Annotated in this window: 14 protein-coding genes; 8 read left to right on the top strand and 6 right to left on the bottom strand. The window is 73.5% G+C overall.

The genetic code is table 11. The features are described 5' to 3' along the window. Window positions 1–27: 27 nt before the first annotated feature. From HS99_RS18610 to HS99_RS18600, 3 genes are all read right to left on the bottom strand, one after another. A complete protein-coding gene (locus tag HS99_RS18610; protein WP_030557568.1) occupies window positions 28–1,194 on the bottom strand; it encodes an alanine--tRNA ligase-related protein in 1,167 nt (388 codons plus the stop codon). Between the two features lie 356 nt (window positions 1,195–1,550). Then, window positions 1,551–3,497 (bottom strand): PLL family lectin, encoded by a 1,947-nt coding sequence (locus HS99_RS18605; protein WP_030557566.1) that lies wholly within the window; start codon window positions 3,495–3,497, stop codon window positions 1,551–1,553. Window positions 3,498–3,693: 196 nt separating this feature from the next. Next, window positions 3,694–4,614 (bottom strand): AraC family transcriptional regulator, encoded by a 921-nt coding sequence (locus tag HS99_RS18600; protein ID WP_030557564.1) that lies wholly within the window; start codon window positions 4,612–4,614, stop codon window positions 3,694–3,696. Between the two features lie 132 nt (window positions 4,615–4,746). Here HS99_RS18600 and HS99_RS18595 point away from each other — a divergent pair, with 132 nt between their 5' ends. The 3 genes from HS99_RS18595 to pdxR all read left to right on the top strand — a co-directional run bounded on the left by HS99_RS18595 (window position 4,747) and on the right by pdxR (window position 7,717). After that, window positions 4,747–5,331 carry a pyridoxamine 5'-phosphate oxidase family protein gene (locus tag HS99_RS18595; protein WP_030280479.1) on the top strand — a complete coding sequence of 195 codons (585 nt, stop codon included), beginning with the start codon at window positions 4,747–4,749 and terminating at the stop codon, window positions 5,329–5,331. Between the two features lie 223 nt (window positions 5,332–5,554). Next, window positions 5,555–6,118: a universal stress protein gene (locus HS99_RS18590; RefSeq protein WP_078867137.1), complete on the top strand. Its 564-nt coding sequence runs from the start codon at window positions 5,555–5,557 to the stop codon at window positions 6,116–6,118. A gap of 144 nt (window positions 6,119–6,262) precedes the next feature. Next, entirely contained in the window at window positions 6,263–7,717 is a 1,455-nt protein-coding gene (pdxR, locus tag HS99_RS18585) for a MocR-like pyridoxine biosynthesis transcription factor PdxR (RefSeq protein ID WP_030557562.1), read from the top strand. Between the two features lie 341 nt (window positions 7,718–8,058). Here the strand turns inward: pdxR and HS99_RS18580 are convergent, their stop codons facing one another. Continuing rightward, window positions 8,059–9,222 (bottom strand): PP2C family protein-serine/threonine phosphatase, encoded by a 1,164-nt coding sequence (locus HS99_RS18580; protein WP_046385691.1) that lies wholly within the window; start codon window positions 9,220–9,222, stop codon window positions 8,059–8,061. Window positions 9,223–9,520: 298 nt separating this feature from the next. Between HS99_RS18580 and HS99_RS18575 the strand changes: the two genes are divergently transcribed. Beyond that, entirely contained in the window at window positions 9,521–10,174 is a 654-nt protein-coding gene (locus HS99_RS18575; protein ID WP_141763757.1) for a hypothetical protein, read from the top strand. A gap of 54 nt (window positions 10,175–10,228) precedes the next feature. On the opposite strand, the gene HS99_RS18570 is transcribed toward HS99_RS18575, so the two are convergent. Next, a complete protein-coding gene (locus tag HS99_RS18570; protein WP_030557559.1) occupies window positions 10,229–11,137 on the bottom strand; it encodes a cyclase family protein in 909 nt (302 codons plus the stop codon). Between the two features lie 170 nt (window positions 11,138–11,307). Here HS99_RS18570 and HS99_RS18565 point away from each other — a divergent pair, with 170 nt between their 5' ends. The 4 genes from HS99_RS18565 to HS99_RS18550 all read left to right on the top strand — a co-directional run bounded on the left by HS99_RS18565 (window position 11,308) and on the right by HS99_RS18550 (window position 18,015). After that, window positions 11,308–14,163 (top strand): SpoIIE family protein phosphatase, encoded by a 2,856-nt coding sequence (locus tag HS99_RS18565; RefSeq protein WP_046385695.1) that lies wholly within the window; start codon window positions 11,308–11,310, stop codon window positions 14,161–14,163. Between the two features lie 80 nt (window positions 14,164–14,243). Further along, window positions 14,244–15,806, top strand: a complete 1,563-nt coding sequence (locus HS99_RS18560; RefSeq protein WP_030557556.1) for a sugar ABC transporter ATP-binding protein — start codon at window positions 14,244–14,246, stop codon at window positions 15,804–15,806. Further along, the gene (locus HS99_RS18555) at window positions 15,803–16,867 is read left to right on the top strand and encodes an ABC transporter permease (RefSeq protein WP_046385692.1); all 1,065 of its coding nucleotides are present in this window, start codon (window positions 15,803–15,805) and stop codon (window positions 16,865–16,867) included. The genes HS99_RS18560 and HS99_RS18555 overlap by 4 nt, the downstream gene beginning before the upstream one ends. Then, window positions 16,864–18,015: a substrate-binding domain-containing protein gene (locus tag HS99_RS18550; protein ID WP_030280458.1), complete on the top strand. Its 1,152-nt coding sequence runs from the start codon at window positions 16,864–16,866 to the stop codon at window positions 18,013–18,015. Before HS99_RS18555 ends, HS99_RS18550 begins: the two co-directional genes overlap by 4 nt. A gap of 39 nt (window positions 18,016–18,054) precedes the next feature. On the opposite strand, the gene HS99_RS18545 is transcribed toward HS99_RS18550, so the two are convergent. Continuing rightward, on the bottom strand, window positions 18,055–19,266 hold the full coding sequence (locus tag HS99_RS18545) for a PP2C family protein-serine/threonine phosphatase (protein WP_232543085.1): 1,212 nt from the start codon (window positions 19,264–19,266) through the stop codon (window positions 18,055–18,057). Window positions 19,267–19,476 lie beyond the last annotated feature (210 nt).

The raw sequence follows: 19,476 nt of genomic DNA, 5'->3' as shown, positions 1-19,476 counted from the left end.
GTACAAATGCGCAACGCCCGGCGGACCCTACTGCTGGCGGAGGTCGAGGACCAGGTCGCGGGGGAGGCCGTGGGTGTCGTGGAGGTAGTGGAGGTCGTCCTCGGTGAGGGGGCCGCGGAAGCGGGGGCGGGAGAGGATCCGGCGGCCGCGGTCGAGGAGGCGGGTGAAGCGGTGTTCCTCCTCGAGGAGCACTCGGCGGACCGGCTCGGGGCGGACGTCCTGACGGAAGTGGTCCAGGGTGTGCCGGATCAACTCCTCCGGCAGGTCGCCGAGTCCGCGCCGCGGCTCGTCCCGGCGCAGCACGGTGAGCACCCGGCGGAGCAGGCGGCGCAGGACGTGGCCGCGGCCGGTGTTGGAGGGGCGGACGCCGTCGCCGATGACGACGACGGCCGAGCGCAGGTGGTCGCAGACCAGGCGCAGGGACGGCTCGTCCAGCTGCCAGAGGGGCGGTACGAGGCGGCGCCAGGGGTCGAAGACGTCGCACTCGAAGACGGAGGAGCGGCCCCGGAGCAGCGAGGAGAGGCGCTCCAGGCCGAGTCCGGTGTCGATGTTGCGTTGGGGGAGCGGGACGAGGGTGCCGTCGTCCAGGCGCCGGTGACGCATCATCACGTGGTTCCACACCTCGACCCAGCGGTCGTCCCGGGTGGGGGTGGACTGCGGCGGGGTGTCGCCGGTCCACAGGAAGATCTCCGAGTCGGGGCCGCAGGGGCCGGTCGGGCCGTTGGACCACCAGTTGTCCTCGACGGTGAGCTCGACCGGCACGCCGCGACCGTGCCACAGCTCCAGTGAGTCGGTGTCCGGGCCGACCTGGTCGTCGCCGCCGAAGACGGTGACGTGGAGCCGACCGGGATCGATGCCGAGGCCGTCGGTGAGCAGCCCGTAGCCCCAGTCGAGGCTCTGCGGGCCCTCGTAGTCTCCGAGGGACCAGGTGCCGAGCATCTCGAAGACGGTGAGGTGGGTGCGGTCGCCGATCTCGTCGAGGTCGGTGGTGCGCAGGCAGCGCTGGACGTTGACCAGGCGCCTGCCGAGCGGGTGCGGGCGTCCCTCCAGGTAGGGCGTGAGGGGGTGCATGCCGGAGGTGGTGAACAGCACCGGGTCGCCGGACGGGGGGAGCAGGGTCGAGCCGGTGATCCGGCGGTGGCCGCGGTCCTCGAAGTACTCGGTGAAGGTGCGGACGAGCTGCTCGGTGTTCATGGGGTGGCTCCTTCGCGTGTGCCGTTGCGGGAGGCACCGGACAACGAGTCCACGCGATCGTCGGAACCGAGGAGCGGAACGCCTCGAGGCCACCACCGGCGGGACCGTTTCCGGTCGCCGGGGGGGGAAGGGGTACGTCAGGCGGCGGCAACCGGCGAGCTGGTCGCTCGCGCGGCGGCGGTGAGGTGGCCGGTGACGTTCATGGAGCCGAGGGTAACGCGGTCGGCGCGCGGGGGCACGCGGTTTTCCGTGTGCCCCCGCGCGTGCGGTGTTCCGCGTGTCCCCGCGCGCGTGGGCTTCCGCGCCGGAGTGGGAGGTCGGCGGGTCCGACTTTCCGCTCCCGGGGGGGCAGGCGGTCACAGCGGCAGGCCCTGCCAGGCGCCGTAGCCGGTGGCGGGGGTGCCGGTGCGGTAGGAGACACGGCCGTCCGTGCCGATGGCGAACACGTGGAGGACGCCGGCGCCGTCGACGAGCGCGGCCGGGTGGTCGAGGACGGTGCCGCCGAGGTCCTGCCAGGGGCCGTAGCCGGAGTTCGGGGCGGTCTGGGCGGTGGTGCTGACCCCGCCGCCACGGTTGCGCTCGAACAGGACGACCCGTCCGTCGTGGGTGGTCGCCGCCGGCTCGCCCACGCCCCCGTGTCCGCCGAGGGGCGCCGGGGACCGGCTCCACGAACCGCCGGGCCGGATCTGGTAACTCACCAGCATCGCGCCGGTGCCGGCCTCTCGGTAGGCGAGTTCGATCCGGCCGTCCTGGTCCAGTGCGGCCTTGGGCGGGCTCGCCGGCCGGGCACCGGGGATCGGGCCCGGGCCGCTGACGGCGCCGTTCGGGGCGTCCTGCCACCAGCCGAGGACGCCGGTGCGGGTGCCGGCGAACACCTCGATCGCCCCGACGCCGTTGCGGATCGCGGTGACGGGGTCCTGGAGGTCCGTGCCGCCCAGGTCCGTCCAGGTGTCCGTCCACACCCCGCCCGGAGTGGTCTGCCGGATGCTGCTGAGGCCGCCCCCGCCGTTCCTGACGAACAGCTCCAGCCGCCCGTCCTGGGAGTTGGCGACCACGGGCACGCCGACCTGGTCCTCGTTGCCCGTCCCGGCGTTGGGGTTGCCGTGGTCGGCCCATCCGTTCCACCACCAGCCGTTGGGCGTGCCCTGCGGCAGTGAGACGATGTGGTGGTCGGTCAGTCGGCGGGCGAAGACCTCCAGCCGGCCGTCGGCGTTGCTGCCGACGGCGATGCCCGGGGCCAGCCGCCCGCCCGGGTCGGCCATCCGTACCGGGCCGCCCCAACTGCCGTCGGCCTGGCGCCAGTAGGTGTGGAGGGCACCGGCCCGGACGACGAACACCTGCGGTCGGCCGTCCTGGTTCAGGCCCGCCCAGGAGGTGCCCCGGGACCAGCGGTAGTACATCCGGGAGATCCAGGAATCGGAGTAGTTCCCCGAATGGTCGTGGCTCGCGTACTCGGAGACGAACACGCCCTTGGTGCCGACCGTCGCCGGGTCGAGGTTCACCGGTGAGTCGCTGGTGTTGTAGTCCCGGTAGTTCACCTGGATCACCGGGCCGCCGTACAGCAGGGCCGCCTGGCCGGCGAATCTCGCGGCGGCGACGTGGTCCGAATGGTCGCCGGAGTAGCGGCTGTCCGGGAGTTCGTCTTGTGCCCGGAGCACAGTCGGCCGGTACGTCACCATCAGCTGCCGCAGCACCTCCACGACGTCCGCGGCCGTGTAGGTCGAGGGGCCGGAGAGCGGGCTGCCGACCGGGACGACCGTGGTGTCGGTGTCGCCGGCCAGGACGCCGCCGAGCCTGGCGTCGTGCAGGTTGAGGAAGATCAGGTGCACCGGCCGGTCCTTGAGCACGTACCGCTCGACCTGCTTGCCCGCGACCGTCCACGCCTCGGCCGTCCAGTGCCCGACCTCGTCGGTCGTCGGCTCGGTGTCGCCGGCCCCGGTCATCCGGGAGTACGCGTTGACGGCGCCCATCTGCCGGTTCCAGGTGCGCAGCGGCTCGCCGCCGGTGTCCCAGCAGGCCGTGGCGCACGGGTCGCCGGTCGCGTTGCCCGCGGTGACGAACACCGTGACGGACGGCGTGCCGGCGGCGAGGGTGTTGGACAGGTCCGGGTTCATGAACAGGATGTCGTCGTCCTCGTGCGCGACGACCTGCATGACCAGCGCTCCGGAGCCGGTGATCGCGGTCGGGGCCGCGGGTGCGGGGGCGGCCGCAGCGGCGCGGGTCGCGGTCCCCTGGGCCAGGACGGGCGCGGCGAGGGCGGAGAGTGCGACGGAGGTGAGGAGTTGCCGTCGTCCGATTGCCATGTGGATTCCCCAGAGAGAGATCGGCAGGTGATCACGCCAAGGGGGAGGCTAACGGAATGCGGAACGGGAGAATGCCGTTGGCGGCATCCAGCAAGGACGTGTCGGAAAGCGCCAGTTGATGTTGGGATCGAATCCGTCCGGCTGTTTTTCGGGTCGGCAGGGCTCAGCGCGGGGGTTCGGCGCGGCGCGGCTCGGCTCAGCTCCGGTCGGCGTCGAGTACGGCGCTGGTGATCCGGCCGACGATCCGGTCGACGGGTTCGAGCCCGGTGGCGGCGGTGGCAGTGGCGGCGGCGGCCCGGCGGGAGGCCAGGAACTCCCGGGGCGAGCAGCCGACCATGCCGCGGAAGGTCCGGTCGAGGTGGGACTGGTCGTAGTAGCCGCAGAGCGCCGCCAGGTCGGCGGCGCGGGCGGAGCGCCCGTCCGGGGCGGTCAGCAGCCGGAGCGTGCGTTGCAGCCGCAGGATGCCGGCGGCCTGCTTGGGCGCCAGCCCGAGCTGTTCCCGGAAGCGCTGCTCCAGACGGCGGCGGCTCCAGCCGGTGCCCTCCACCAGGGCGCGGACCGGCACCAGCCCCCGGGAGCGGCGCAGTTGGTGCCAGGCCCAGACGACGTCCGGCTCCCAGACCGGTCCGTCGGCGAGCAGCGCGGTGAAGTAGCCGTCGAGCAGGGCGAACCGGGCCCGCCAGGTCGGGGCGTCGGCCAGCCGGGCGGCCAGCCGGTCCAGCCGGGGGCCCAGCACCTCCCCGGCCTCGGCCCACTGCCCGCCGAGTTCCCCGGCCACCGGACCGAACGCCCGGAAGGCGCCCTGCGGGGTGAGCGAGACCGCCAATCCGTGCAGCGCACCGGCGTGTTCGGCGATCGTCGCGGTGCGGCGCAGCCCGGCGGCGATCGAGCCGAAGGAGACCGCAGGGGCGGGCGACACGGCGTCGGTGAGCCGCATCGTGCCCTCGAAGGCGAGCGCCACCGTCACCACGTCCGTCGGCACCTCCAGCCGTCGGCGCGGGCGGTCCAAACTCATCCGGTAGCCGCGGTAGTCGAGGACGAAGCGGCGCAGCGGTGCGGCGGGCAGACCGACCACCGCCATCACCTGACCGGTGGTCGGGAGGGTGTCGTGGACCAACTCAACTCCCTTGGTCGGACCGGCGGGTGGGCAGCTGCACGGATCATCCTAGGCGGATCGGTCAGTGCGCCGACCATCTCATTGCGTGGATTTTCCTTTCTCGGGTGGCGAGATGCGGGCACACTTGCGGACATGGGAAAGCAGTACGAAAGCATCGACGGCCGACTGCGGCAGTTCATCGAACGACAGCCCGTCTACTTCGTCGCCACCGCGCCGCTGGCGGGCGACGGACACGTCAACCTCTCGCCCAAGGGCCGCTCCGGCACCCTCGCCATCATCGACGAACTCACCCTCGCCTATCTGGACTTCGGCGGCTCGCAGGCCGAGACCGTCGCCCACCTGCGGGAGAACGGCCGGATCACGCTGATGTGGTGCGCCTTCGACGGCCCGCCCACCGTGGTCCGGGTGCACGGCCGCGGCGAGCCCGTCTTCCGCGACGACCCGCGCTTCGCCGAACTGCTCGGCCGCTTCGAGCCCGGCGCGGACGGCGCCGGCCTGCGCGCGATCGTCGTGGTCCGCGCCGAGCGGGTCAGCGACTCCTGCGGCTACGCCGTGCCGTTCATGGACTACCGCGGCGACCGCGACCTGCACGCCCAGTACTTCGACCGCAAGGGCGAGGAGCAGTTCAGCGCCTACTGCGAGGGCAAACCGCTGGTCCGCACCAGCATCGACGGACTGCCCGCCCTCCCGCTGCCGGTCCCGGCCCGGCCGGCCTGACGCCACCCGGGCGCTGCAGGCGCAGGCCGCCGTGGAAGCCGTTGCCGGAGTCGAAGGCCCAGTGGCCGGTGGCCACGCAGGACCCCCGCCACTCCGGAAGCCGTGTGAAGCCGCGCACATCGTCGACAGCGCGTGACGGCCCACCCCGGCCCCGGTGCCGGACCGGGCGTTCCGCAGACCCGCCCGGGGGCCCGCACCGGGTGGCAGGCATAGCCTTCAGCCCATGAGCAACGAGAGCGATGCGGCGGACGCAGGGGCCGTCGACGGCGCGAGCCGACCGGACGGCGAGGCGCAGGCGGGCAACGAGGAACACGTGGGCCACGAGCCGGCCGTCGCGCCGGGCGGCTTCGAGCTGGGGACCGACGGGCCGAAGGTGATCCTGGCGGGCCTGGACGGCTCCGACTCCTCCTGGCGCGCCATCGCCTACGCCGCCGGACTGGCCCGCAGGCAGGGCGCCCTCCTGGCCGTGGCCTACGTCCAGCCGATACTCGGCGCCGCGACCGCCCTGGCCGGCGCCGCCGTTGAGGAGACCACCCAGGAGATCGCCGACGAGCTGCTGGCCGCGCTGCGCGAGGCCGAGCAGCGGGTGCGCGAGGTCTGGCGGGTGCAGTGGCGCTTCCTCACCATGCGAGGCGACCCCTATACGGGCCTCGCCAAGCTCGCCGACGAGCTGCGCGCCGACGCGGTGGTGGTCGGAGTCTCCGAACAGGCCGGGCACAAGGTGATCGGATCGGTCGCGGTCCGGCTGGTCAAGGCGGGCCGCTGGCCGGTCACCGTCGTTCCGTAGCCCGTAGCCCGTAGCCCGTAGCCCGTAGCCCGTAGTCGCGTCCGTAGTCGAACCGGCACCGGCCCGCCCACGGATCCGGTGCGGGCCCGACCGGTCACCGCCCGCCGGACGGTGGCCGGTAAGCGGCGGGTAGGGTGCGGGGCCATGACGGAAGCGCCGGGCGCGCACCCCACCGAGCCGGCCCGCCCGACCGGCAACGACCTCCACCTCGACCTGCCCGCCACCGGCGGCCGCCGCTCCGCGCTGATGGCCGCCCTGCGCGAGGCGATCCGCACCGGGCGACTCGCCCCCGGCACCCGGCTGCCGCCCTACCGGGCGCTCGCCGCCGACCTCGGCCTGGCCCGCAACACCACCGCCGAGGCCTACGCCGAGCTCGTCGCCGAGGGCTGGCTGACCGCCCGCCAGGGCTCCGGAACCACCGTCGCCGAACGCGCCGCACCCGTCCGGTCCGACCGGGTCCGCCGCCCCATCCGCCGCTCCGGGCCCGTGCACGACCTGCGCCAGGGCCGGCCCGACGCCGCCGCCTTCCCCCGCACCGCCTGGCTGGCCGCCGCCCGCCGGGCCCTCACCGCCGCACCCAACGAGGCCTTCGGGCCCGGCGACCCGCAGGGCCGGCGCGAACTGCGCACCGTCCTCGCCGACTACCTCGCCCGCGCCCGCGGGGTGCGCACCGACCCTGACCGGATCGTGGTCTGCTCCGGCTTCGCCCACGCGCTGCGGCTGCTCTTCGACGGCGCTGCGCCCGTCCTGCCGCCCGCCGAGCAGGGGCCGCTGGCCGTCGAGGCGTACGGGCTGGGCTTCCACCGCGGGCTGCTGGCCGCCGCCGGGGTGCCCGCCGTACCGCTGCCGATCGACGAACAGGGCGCCCGCGTCGACGAGTTGGCGCGGCATCCGGACGTCCGGACGGTCCTGCTCACTCCCGCCCACCAGTTCCCGACCGGCGGCCCGCTGCACGCCGGGCGCCGTGCCGCCGTGATCGACTGGGCGCGCGGACGCGGCGGACTCGTCCTGGAGGACGACTACGACGGGGAGTTCCGCTACGACCGCCAGCCGGTCGGCGCCGTCCAGGGGCTCGACCCCGACCGGGTCCTCTACCTCGGCAGTACCAGCAAGAGCCTGAGCCCGGCGCTGCGCCTCGGCTGGATGGTCCTGCCGGACCACCTCGTCGACCGGGTGTTGGCGGCCAAGGGCGAACGCGAGGCCTGGGCCAGCGCCCTGGACCAGCTGACCCTCGCCGAGTTCATCGACTCCGGCGGCTACGACCGGCACGTGCGCCGGATGCGGCGCCGCTACCGGGACCGCCGGGACCAGCTGGTGGCCGCGCTGGCCGCGAACGCCCCGCACGTCGAGGTGTCCGGCATCGCGGCCGGCCTGCACGCCGTCCTGCGGCTCGCCCCCGGCACCGAGCGTTCGATCCTCAAGGCCGCCGCCTACCGGGGCCTGGCCGTCGAGGGGCTGGCCGACTACCGGCACCCGGCGGTCACGGCGGCGGCGATGCCGGCCGCCGACGGTCTGGTGGTCGGCTACACCACTCCGCCCGACCACGCCTATCCGGCGGCCCTCCAGGCGCTCTGCGACATCCTCCCGCCGCCGGCCTGAGCCGCCCGGAGCCCGGAGCCCGAGGGCGGATCGGGGAGCGCGGGCGGCGAAGGACAGGCCACAGTCCGTCTTCCATGACGCGGACCGCCTCGACGCCGCCCGGACGCCGAACGATCACGTCAGCTCCGGCTTCGGCCCCCACTTCTGCGTGGGAGCGCGACTCGCCAGGGAGCACCACCGAGGCGACTCGCTCCAACGTCCAGAACGGGTTGAAGGACCTGCGCAGCTGTTGGCGGTAGCGGACGTGCTGCCGGCGGCGCCGGTATCCGGGCACGAGATCGCCGGATCCCGGCCGCGCACGGCCGCCCGCACTGCCCTGTCGATTCGGTGTCGGATCACTCTCACGGAGGGGGCGGGTTTCGACCGGGCTCGGCGGGCTCGGAGGCGTGGGCGGCGGTGGGTTCGGCGCGCCGGATGGCGATGACGGCGGCGTCGTCGTTGAGACGGTGGCCCACGTGGGCGAGGAGGTCGCGGCGGATGTGGTTGACGAGGGTCTCGGGGGAGGACTTGGTCCAGTGGGCGGCGCGATCGGCGAGCGGGTAGAACTCGCCGCTGTCGTCGCGTGCTTCGGTGACCCCGTCGGTGTAGAGCAGCAGCGTGTCGCCTTTTTCGAACGGAAGGTCGTCGCTCGGGTAGCTGCCGTCGCCGAGGTCGTTCACGCCGAGGGGTGGAGCGGCCGGCATGGAGTCGAAGGTCAGCACGCGGCCGTCGCGCAGCAGGAGGGGCGGCGGGTGTCCGCAGTTGGTCATGCGGGCGACGGGCTCGTCGTCGGGCAGGTCGAGGAGGATCGCGGTGATGAAGTGCTCGACGATGTCGCCGCTCTCCTGGGCGAAGTCGGTGAGGTAGCGCCCGACGTTGTGGTCGAGCGTGGACGCCAGGTCCGCCAGGGTGTCGTGTTGTGCGGCGATGAGGCGGAAGGCGCTGACCAGCAGGGCCGACTCGCCGACGGCTGCCAGGCCCTTGCCCCGGACGTCCCCGATGACCATGCGGGTTCCGCCCGCGGTGCGGGTCGCGGTGTAGAGGTCGCCGCCGATCTGTGTCTCCTTCTCGGCGGCGAGGTACATCGTGGCGATCTGCAGCGGGCCGATCTGTTCGGGCAGCGGGCGCAGCAGGGCGCGCTGTGCGGCTTCGGCGACCGACTGGGCGCGGGCGAGCTGTCGGGCCCGGTGATCGCGGACGCCGGTGAAAACGACGATCAGGACGCACAGGACGGTCAGCGCGACGATCTGCGCGATGTGGTTGGTGGTGGTGATGCCGCCGTGGAGGAAGGCGATGAGGACCTGGGCGGCGACGGCCAGGGCTCCCACGAGGGCGGTCGGGCGCAGGCCGGCGAACGAGGGGGTGAGGGCAGGGGCGATCACCAGGAGCGGGCCGAGGTGGATGCTGGTGGGCGAGTGGAGATCGACCACGGTGATCGCCGCGATGAGGGCGAGGGGGATCAGCAGCAGTGCCCAGCTCCGTTGTCCGCGCTGCTGGTGGTGGGCCGCGCGTGCTCGGACTTCCATGTCCCCACTGTGCTCCTGGGGGTCGGCGAGCGCAGGTTCGTCCGGGCGGTGCGTGGTGACTGACCCACCGACCGTAGCCGCGCCGATGCCGCCGCCCGCGCGGTACGGATCTCACCCGGAGGGGGCCCGGTGAGGCGCGGATGTTTGACCGGTATGCGGCACCTGCCGCATTTTCACTTGCCTGGACTCATGGTGTCACACCTTGGACATGTCCGAAATGACGGTCCATGAGGGCTCTCGTTACGTTCGTCGCGGGTCGGTCACCCGGCCGACGTCCATGAGACAGGAAGACGCTGACATGCACATGCGCACATTGGCTGTGGCCGCTGCCGGAATAGGCGCGGCGGCTCTTGCAACCACCGGTATCACCCACATCCCCGCCGGATCCTCCTCGGTCTCCCCGTCCGTCCAGCAGGCGGCCCGGTCCGCCGAACGAGCCGCCCTGGCGCTCCCGTCCGTCCATCCGGCGGCCCAACCCGCCCGGCAAGCCGCCCCGGCCACCGCTGTTTCGGGCGGCGGTGAGAACGGCGGCGGTGAGAAGGGCGGCGGCGAGAACGGCGGCGGTGAGAAGGGCGGCGCTGAGAAGGGTGGCGGCGAAGGCGGCGAGAAGCGCGAGGGCGGCGACCGCCGTGACGGCGGACGCGGTCACGGCCCCGGTCACGAGGAAGCGGGAAGGATCTACTTCAACGAACGCACGTACTCGGCCGACGCTGAGGGATGCGTCACCGCTGCCAGCGGACCGGGCTCCACCAGCTTCAGTGTCTTCAACGACAGCCGGAAGGTCGTCGAGGTCTACCGGGGCTTCTCCTGTGACAACGGCTCTCCGGTCACCACCGTGGGTCCCTACGGCGCCACCAACGGCGTGGTGACCCGTACCGGTCACGGGAACCTGTTCGGTGGCGACGGCGCCGTTGGCAGCTTCCGGGTGATCGGCGACTACGACGAGTGGTGACGGCGCGCCCGGAGCACGGCCGGCTCCCGGTCCCGCCGAGAGGACGGCGAGCGCTCAGAGGACCGCGAGCGGGTTGACCGGGGAGCCGGTGCCGCGAGGGATGTTCAGGGGCGCGACGACGAGGAGGAACTCCCATCGTGAGGTGCGCGCGCACGCCTCGGCCAGCGGCTCCAGGTCCAGGTTGTCGATCAGCGAGAGGCCCAGGGCGGTGATGGCCAGCACGTGGACCGGCGAGCGGACGCCGTCGACGGGGCTCGGGCGCACGTCGTTGTCGCCGTCGCTGCCCAGTGCCGAGGCGCGTGACTCGCTCAGCGTGCGCATCGCGCCGGGATGCAGTCCCGCGCTGAGGTCGTCCGGGTCCCACGCGCCCAGCCGCCGCCGTCGGGCGAGGTGGCCCGTGCGGACCAGGAGGATGTCCTGGGGGTGCAGCGGGCTGCCCTGTTCCTCGGCGCAGACCAGCAGCTCCGAGCCGCCGATCGCCTCTCCCGGCTCCAGCCAGTCCGTGCCGCGCAGGCGTGGCACGTCCAGCAGGACTCCTCGCCCCACCAGCCCGGGCAGCAGGTCGGTCACCGCGCCGTAGGCGGCACCCTGCGAGGAGAACACCTCCCGCGCCCGCACTCCCGCGAAGAGCAGTCCGCCGTACGCGATGTGGCAGAGCGCGTCCAGGTGCGTCTGCGCCTTGCCGTGGTAGTCGGAGCCGATGAAGTCCCGGTGCACGGTCGGCTCGGGGGCCGTGACGTCCGCCAGTTCGGTCATCTGGTGCAGTGCCGGCCTGGGGTTGTCGGGCCCCGGCACACTGTCCCACGGCCGCCCCATGGCGACGACCTCACCCGTGCGCACGAGGCCGGCGGCCGCCACCCGTCGCCCCGCTTCGACCGGCCCGGGGAGGTACGCGCGGCGCAGCTGCCGGAAGAGCGCGTCGAACTCGTCGCGGGTCATCGCCGGCCCGTTGGCACTGGTCATGGCACTCCTCAACCCGACCCCCGCTCTGCCGATGATGCGGTGATGGTCGCGGTACCGCCACCGTGCTCGGGGAGCGCGCGCGATCCGCCGTCGGGCACCGCAAAGCGGGCAAAGTCCTAATATTGCATCGAAGGGGGCAGATCCGTGGAGATGTGAGCGCTGTGGCGGCCATGACAGCTTCGGATGCGGCGGGGATCGGCCCGGTACGGGCCCGTGAGCGGTTCATGCTCGGTGAACCGGTCGAGGGTGGCGTGCGGAGTCTGATCCTGAACTCCTGGCAACGCTGCCAGTCGATGGGGATCTCCCCGGGCGGGTCCGAGCTACCGTACCGGCCGGACATCGATCTGGACGGCCGGCTGGTTCGCGCGGCCAGGCCCGTGCTGGACCGGCTGGCATCCAGGTTCGCCGGCAGCCGGATGAACGTGGCCCTGACCGACGCGGACGGGGCGGTGCTGCAGCGCCGTTTCGGCGATGCGTCCATGGTCCGGCAGCTGCCCGCCAGCCAGAGCACGCCGGGTTTCGTGTTCGCCGAGCAGTACGGCGGGACCAACGGCATCGGGCTGGCGCTCACGGAGCGGCGGCTCACCCAGGTCTCCGGAGCCGAGCACTTCGCCGAGCGCGGCCAGTCGAACGCCTGTACGGCGATTCCCGTCCGTGACCCCCTCAGCGGGCGGATCGAGGGCATCCTCTGCTTCGGCTATCCGCCCGCCTACGCGGACCCGCAGATGGTGGACGTGATCCGCAGGGCCGCCACCGCCATCGAGCGGCGCCTGCTGGCGCAGAGTTCGGCTCGGGAGCGCACCCTGCTGCGCGCGTACCTCGATTCCAGGCGCCGCTCCCGGAGCGACCAGGCGGCCGGGGACGGGCGCCCGGTCGGCCTGGCCGAGCTGCCACGAAGCGGGCTGGACCGGCACGACCGGATACTGCTCGAACAGATGGCCACCGAGCTGATCTCCTCGGCCCGCCGCGCCGCGGTCGAGGTGACCCTTTCCCGGGGCCGGCTGGTCACCCTGCTGAGCCGCCCGGTGGCCAGCCCGTCCGGGGTGGAGGGCTTCGTCATCGAGGCGGTCCTGCACGGCGACTCGCCGCCCCGGCCTGCCGCCCCCGGCCAGGCCGGTCGGCCGGTCGGCGTTCCGGAGCCCGCCATGACCGCCGGCGTCCCGCCGCTCCGGCCCCCGGAAAGTGGCGCACCGGATCGCGGGGACCGGACGCCGTGCGCCTCCGGTCCCGGTGAGGCCACCAGGCTGCTGTTGCTGGGCGAGCCGGGCGTGGGGCGGTACGCCGTCGCGGCCCGCCGCCGCCTGGAGCTGCTGTCCGAGGCCAGCACCCGCATCGGCACCACCCTGGACGTGACCCGGACCGCCCGGGAACTCGCAGAGATGGCCGTCCCGCGGCTGGCCGACTACGTCACCATCGACCTGCCCGAGACCGTCCTGCGCGGCGAGGAGCCCACCGACCCCGTCAGCGAGCTGCACCGCACGGTGGTCCACGGCATCCGCACCGACTGCCCCTTCTACCCGGTCGGCGAGCGGGTCGACCTCAGCCCCGCCACGCCCCACCGCCGCTGCCTGGCCAGCGGACAGGCGGTGCTGGAACCCGATCTGCGCAGGGCCGCCGGCTGGATCTCGCAGGACCGCGAGGCGGCGGAGCGCCTCTTCGCGCACGACGTCCACTCCCTCATCACCGTCCCGCTGCTGGCCCGCGGCGTCGTGCTCGGCATCGCCGGCTTCTACCGCGCCCGGAACCCCGCCCCCTACGGGGACGACGACCGGTCGCTGGCCCAGGAGCTCGCCACCCGCGCCGCCATCTGCATCGACAACGCCCGCCGCTACACCCGCGAACACGCCATGGTCCTGGCCCTGCAGCACAGCCTGCTCCCACGCAGCCTGCCCGAGCAGAGCGCCATCGACGTCGCCCACCGCTACCTGCCCTCCGAGTCCGGGGCGCGCGGGGACTGGTTCGACGTCATCCCCCTCTCCGGTGCCCGGGTCGCCCTGGTCGTCGGTGATGTCGTCGGCCACGGACTGCACGCCGCCGCCACCATGGGCCGTCTGCGTACCGCCGTGCACAACTTCGCCGAACTTGACCTCGCCCCCGACGAGCTCCTCACCCACCTGGACAACCTCGTGGGCCGCCTGGACCGGGACGAGGACGGCACGGAGCCGGCCGCCGGCCATGACGGCATCATCGGCGCCTCCTGCCTGTACGCCGTCTACGACCCGACCTCGCAGCGCTGCACGCTGGCCCGCGCCGGTCACCCGCCACCCGCGGTGATCCACCCGGACGGCACGGTCACCGTCCCCGACCTCCCCGCCGGGCCCCCGCTCGGCCTGGTCGGCCTGCCGTTCGAAACCGCCGAGCTGCACCTCCCCGAAGGCAGTCGGTTGATCCTCTACTCCGACGGACTCCTCGAAGACCACCGCCGCGACCCCGACGCGGCCCTCGACCGCCTGCGCACCGCCCTGGCCCACCCGAACCGCTCGCCCGAGGACATCTGCCGCACGGTCGCGGAGGCCGTGGTGCCCGAGCACCCGGCCGACGACGTCACGCTGCTCGTCGCCCGCACCCGCGCCCTCGACCCCGGCCGGATCGCCACCTGGGACCTTCCCGCCGACCCGGCCCGCGTCGGCGACATCCGCGCCGCCGCCGCCCGCCGCCTGAGCGACTGGGGGCTGGACGGGGTCGCCTTCGTCACCGAGCTGCTGCTCAGCGAGCTGGTCACCAACGCCATCCGCTACGGCACCGAGCCCATCCAGGTCCGTCTGATCCACGACCGCACCCTGATCTGCGAGGTCTCCGACGGCAGCAGCACCGCCCCCCACCTGCGCCACGCGGCCACCACCGACGAGGGCGGCCGCGGCCTGTTCCTCGTCGCCCAGCTCGCCCAGGCCTGGGGCACCCGCTACACGCCCAGGGGCAAGATCATCTGGGCCGAATGCGCCCTGGAGGCGTCCGACGGCGTCCCCGGCCTCCTCGATGGCCGCTTCTTCGAGAACCAGTTCGCCGACATTCCCGACATCGGATGACCCGCCCTCCGGAGTTCAGCGGGCCGCCGTGGTGTGTCGCCGACACGGCGGCCGGGCCGAGCTGGTAGGAACGGTGGTCCATGCGCGACACCTCCGATCTCCCGGCGGGCCCACCCCCGCGCCGTGACCCACTCGTCCGGATCCGCGGTCTCGGCAAACGGTTCGGCGGCACTCCCGCGCTGGCCGGGATCGACCTCGACATCCGTCGCGGCAGCGTCCTGGCCCTGCTCGGTCCGAACGGCGCCGGCAAGTCCACCCTCATCCGGACACTCGCCGGGATCCACCACGCGGACCAGGGCGAGGTGACGGTGGCCGGGCACCCGCTCGGCACCGAGGCCGCCGCTCGGCGCATGGCCTTCATCCACCAGGACCTCGGTCTCGTCGAGTGGATGACGGTCGCCGAGAACATCGCCCTGGTGGCCGGCTACCCGCGCCGTCACGGGCTGGTCTCCTGGCGGCGGACCAGGGAGCGCTGCGCCGACGCCCTCGCCCTGATCGCCGGGCACCTCGACGCCGACGCGCGGATCGCCGACCTCGCCCCCGCCGAGCGATCGCTGGTCGCCATCGCCCGCGCGCTGGCGACGCGGGCGGAGCTCATCGTCCTGGACGAGCCGACCGCCGGCCTCCCCGCCGCGGACTGCGCCCGGCTCTTCGCCGTACTGCGCGCCCTGCGCGACCGGGGGCACGGCATCGTCTACGTCACCCACCGGCTCGACGAGGTCTACCAGGTCGCCGACGCCTTCGCCGTCCTGCGCGACGGCCGTCTGATCAGCTCCGGCCCGCTCGCCGGCCACAGCCGCCGGCGCCTGGTCCACGACATCGTGGGCCGCGAACCGGTCAGCCGCCGGGCCGCCCCGGTCGCGCCTGCCGAGGGCCCGGTGGTGCTGAGCCTCGACGCGGTGCGGACCACGGACACCGGGCCGGTCAGCCTGAAGCTGCGCGCCGGCGAAATCCTCGGCATGGTGGGCCTCACCGGCGCCGGCCACCACGACCTGGGCCGCGCCCTCGCCGGATCCCGTCCGATCCTCGGCGGGCGGGCCCTCCTCGACGGCCGACCGTACGCCCCGCACACGGTGGCCGATGCCGTCGACTCCGGCGTCGGACTGGTCACCGGCAACCGTCAGGAGGAGGGCTGCGCGGCCGAACTGACGGTGCGTGAGAACTTCCTGGCCAACCCCCGGGCGGGCAGCCGGTCGGCGCTGCACTGGATCAGCCCCCGGCGCGAGCGGGCCCAGGCCGCCGCCCTGATCGAGCGGTTCTCGGTGCACCCCCGCGACAGCGAGGCACCGATCGCCACGCTGTCCGGCGGCAACCAGCAGAAGATCATGGTCGGCCGGTGGCTCCGGGCACACCGGCGGCTGCTGATCCTCGAGGAGCCGACCGCCAGCGTCGACGTCGGCGCCAAGGCCGAGCTCTACCGGCTGCTCGACCAGGCGCTGGCCGACGGCCTCGCGGTCCTGCTCATCTCCACCGACTTCGAGGAGGTCGCCACCGTGTGCCACCGCGCCCTGGTGTTCGTCCGCGGGACCATGGCCGCCGAGCTGACCGGCGCGGCCCTCACCGTCACCGAGCTCACCTCCGCCGCCTCGGCCATGCCTCCCGTCACCGGTGGTGACGGCGACCGGCGTGCGACAGGCCGATGACCGAGCCCCGCTCCCGCCGACCCCCGCGGCACCGCCGGCGCGGACACCTGATCGGCGGCTACGGCCTGCCGGCCCTCGCCGTTCTGCTGTTCCTGATCTTCTCCGTCGCGCGGCCGGACACCTTCCCCACCCTCGACAACGTCTCCTCGATCCTGTCCAACCAGTCGATCCCCGCCATCCTCGCGCTCGGCGCGACGATCCCCATCGCCAGCGGCAACTTCGACCTGTCCATCGGCTACGCCCTCGGTCTCGCGCACATCGCGGTGCTGCGGCTCGTCGTCGACGGCGACTGGCCGTGGCCGCTCGCCTGCCTGGCCGTGATCCTGGGCGGAGCAGCCTTCGGGGCCCTCAACGGTGTGATCGTCGAGTTCGGGCGGATCGACTCCTTCATCGCCACGCTCGGCACCGGCAGCATCCTGTACGCCTTCACCGGCTGGATCACCGGCGGCGCCCGGGTCCTCCCCGGTCCGGGCGGTCTGCCGGCCGCCTTCACCGACCTCTACGACTCCACGTTCCTCGGACTGCCGGTGTCCGCCTCCTACGTGCTCGCGCTCGCGGCCGTCCTGTGGCTGCTGCAGGAGCGGCTGCCGCTCGGCCGGTACCTGTACGTCATCGGCTCCAACCCGCGCGCCGCCGAACTCGTCGGTATCCCCACCCGCCGCTACAGCGTCTACGCCTTCGCCGGATCGGGCCTGGTCGTCGGTTTCGCGGGTGTCCTGCTCGCCGCGCAGCAGCAGATCGGCAACCCGAGCGTCGGCCTGGAATACCTGTTGCCCGCGTTCGTCGGCGCACTGCTCGGCTCCACCGCGATCAGACCCGGTCGCGCCAACGCCTTGGGCACCGTGGTCGCCGTCGCCGTCCTCGCCATCGGTCTGGCCGGTATCGGACAACTCGGCGCCGACTTCTGGGCCGTGCCGCTGTTCAACGGGGCGACGCTGCTCCTCGCCGTCGGCCTGGCCGGCTACTCCGCACGCCGCCGGCTGCGGGCCGCCGGCGCCGAGACCCGCGGTCCGGTCACGCCGCCCTCGACGGACGTGACAGCCTCCCGGGACACGCCGTGAAGCGCGGTGCCGCGGCTGTGCTGGCAGCAGTCGTGCTGGCAACGGCGGGTACCGCCCTGGACGGTTGCCAGCGAGGCCTGTCGACCAGGGCCGGGGCCCCCGTGGCAGGGCCGTCGAGGGCCGGCTGCCCGCCGGCCACCCTCGCCAGGGCGAAGGCGGGCGTCCAGCAGGCCGAGCAGGTCGACGTCCCCTGGGACGGCCCCACCAGCGGCCCCAGGGCGGTTCCCGGTAGGACCATCGTCTACGTTGCCCAGACCATGACCAACCCCGGCGTCGTGGGGGTCGCCAAGGGCGTCATCGAAGCCGCGACGGTCATCGGCTGGAGCGTCCGGGTGATCGACGGGCAGGGCACGCCCGCCGGCATCCAGGCGGCGCTCGCCCAGGCGGTCAACCTCGAACCCTCGGGCATCGTCATCGGCGGCTTCGACCCCGGTCTGACCGCACAGCAGGTCGCGCAGGCGGACACGGCACACATCCCGCTCATCGGCTGGCACGCGGTCGCGGCCCCGGGGCCGAGCACGAGCCCCCCGCTCTTCAGCAACATCACCACCAGCGTCGGGGACGTCGCACGGCTCAGCGCGGACTGGGTCATCGCGGAGTCCGACGGCAGGGCCGGAGTCGTCGTCTTCACCGACGACTCCGTCCCGTTCGCCAGGAACAAGTCCGAACTGATCAAGGACGAACTCGCCACCTGCCCCGGCGTGAGGCTGCTGGCCTCCGAGAACATCCCCATCCCGGACGCGACCAGCCGCACCCCCCAGGCGGTCTCCGCCCTCCTCGCCCGCTTCCAGGGCCAGTGGACGCACTCGGTCGCCATCAACGACCTGTACTTCGCCGACGCCGCACCCGCCCTGCGCGCGGCCGGCAGGCCGGGCAACGCCGCCCCGTACAACATCGGCGCGGGCGACGGCGACCCCTCGGCCTTCCAGCGCATCGACAGCAGGCAGTTCCAGGCCGCGACCGTTCCCGAGCCCCTCAGCGAGCAGGGCTGGCAGATCGTCGACGAGTTCAACCGCGCCTTCTCCCACCAGCCCGCCAGCGGCTACGTCGCCCCGGTCCACATCTCCACGGCCGCCAACAGCGGCGGTGCGACCTTCTGGGACCCGGGGGGCTACCGCCAGGCGTACCGGACGATCTGGGGCAGGTAGCGAGGCCGGTGCTGACGCAGTCCATGTGATCAGGTCGCGTCAGTGCGGTCGTCGGCGACGGGCTGCTGCGGGGTGGCGGCCCAGCGCCGCCCCGAGCCGTCGGCGCTGCCGTCGAGCGCCGCCCTTCGACTCTTCCCGGGCGCGATCGGTGTGCGGGCCCGGCTCCTCCCCGTCCAGGAGCCGGTGCGCGACGAGCACGGCGATGTCGTCGTCGAGGGCGGCGCCGCTGTACGCGACCAGGTCCCGGTGCAGGTGGTTCAGGAGCTCGCGCGGCGGAAGGCCGGTCCATTCGCGGACGCGCTGGGTGAGCGGGTAGAAGGCTCCGGTGCGGTCGCGGGTCTCGGTCACGCCGTCGGTGTACAGCAGCAGTTGGTCGCCCGGACGGAAGGGCTCCACGTCGACGGGGTAGTCGCCGCCGAGCAGCACACCGAGGTTGAAAGGCGGTGACGGATCGCACGGGGCGAGTTCGCTGATCCGGCCCCGGTCGATGAGCAGCGGCGGGGGGTGACCGCAGTTGACGATGCGGACCACCGGCTCGTCGTCGGGAATCTCGGCGAGCACAGCGGTGATGAAGCGTTCCTCGCCGCCGGGGAGCTGGGCGGCTCGGCGGCTCATGCTCCGCTCCAACCTGCGCGCCATCGCGGGCAGGTCGGGCTCGTCGTGGGCGGCCTCGCGGAAGGCGGCCAGCATTGCCGCGGCCGTCTCCACCGCGAGCAGGCCCTTGCCCCGGACGTCCCCGATCAACAGGCGTACACCGTGCGCGGTGCTCATCGCCTCGAAGAGGTCGCCGCCGATCCGGGCCTCCGCGGCTGCCGACAGGTACAGGGTCTCGATGCCGATGCGGCCCAGGAGGTGGGGGACCGGACGCAGCAGCACGCGCTGCGCCGTCTCGGCCACCGAGCGTACGGTGGCCAGGGTGCGTTCCCGGTGCGTTCGGTGGGCGGCCAGAAGGGCGCCCAGCATCCCGACCAGTGCCGTGGAGAAGTAGGTGGCCACGTAGTGGCGCTCCCACAGATAGCCCACGTCGCGGCCCGCACAGCAGGGAGTGCCCGCCAGGACGCCCTCGAAGACGATGGCGAAGACCGTGACAGCGGCGACGAAGGCGGGACCGTGGGCGTAGGCGGCGACGACGGGCAGTGCGATGAGCACGAAGCTCACCGGCCACTGCACGGGAGTGATCGGCTCCAGCGCCAGGACGGTCGCGACGTAGATGACCGGCAGCCAGCGTATCCAGGCAGGCTGGGCGGGCACCTGCGGCTCCGACCCGCCCGGCTCCGTCCGGCGCCGTCGGTCGGTCCCGCCTCGGCGCGGGAGCCTCATCGCGTGCTCCGGTGGCGGTGCGCCCGGTCGAACGAGAGGCAGCGGCGAACGGGCCGGGCCCGGGCGGGCGAAGCGGACCGCCGCGGCCCCACGCGCGGGGGGTCCGGCAGCGTGCCGGTGAGCGCCCGCCCGACCGGCGGC

Origin of the sequence: Kitasatospora aureofaciens (assembly GCF_001188955.3) — a bacterium.
GTDB classification, from domain to species: domain Bacteria; phylum Actinomycetota; class Actinomycetes; order Streptomycetales; family Streptomycetaceae; genus Kitasatospora; species Kitasatospora aureofaciens.
Note: the sequence above shows the minus strand (reverse complement) of the source record. Positions and strands in the feature narration are given on the sequence as shown.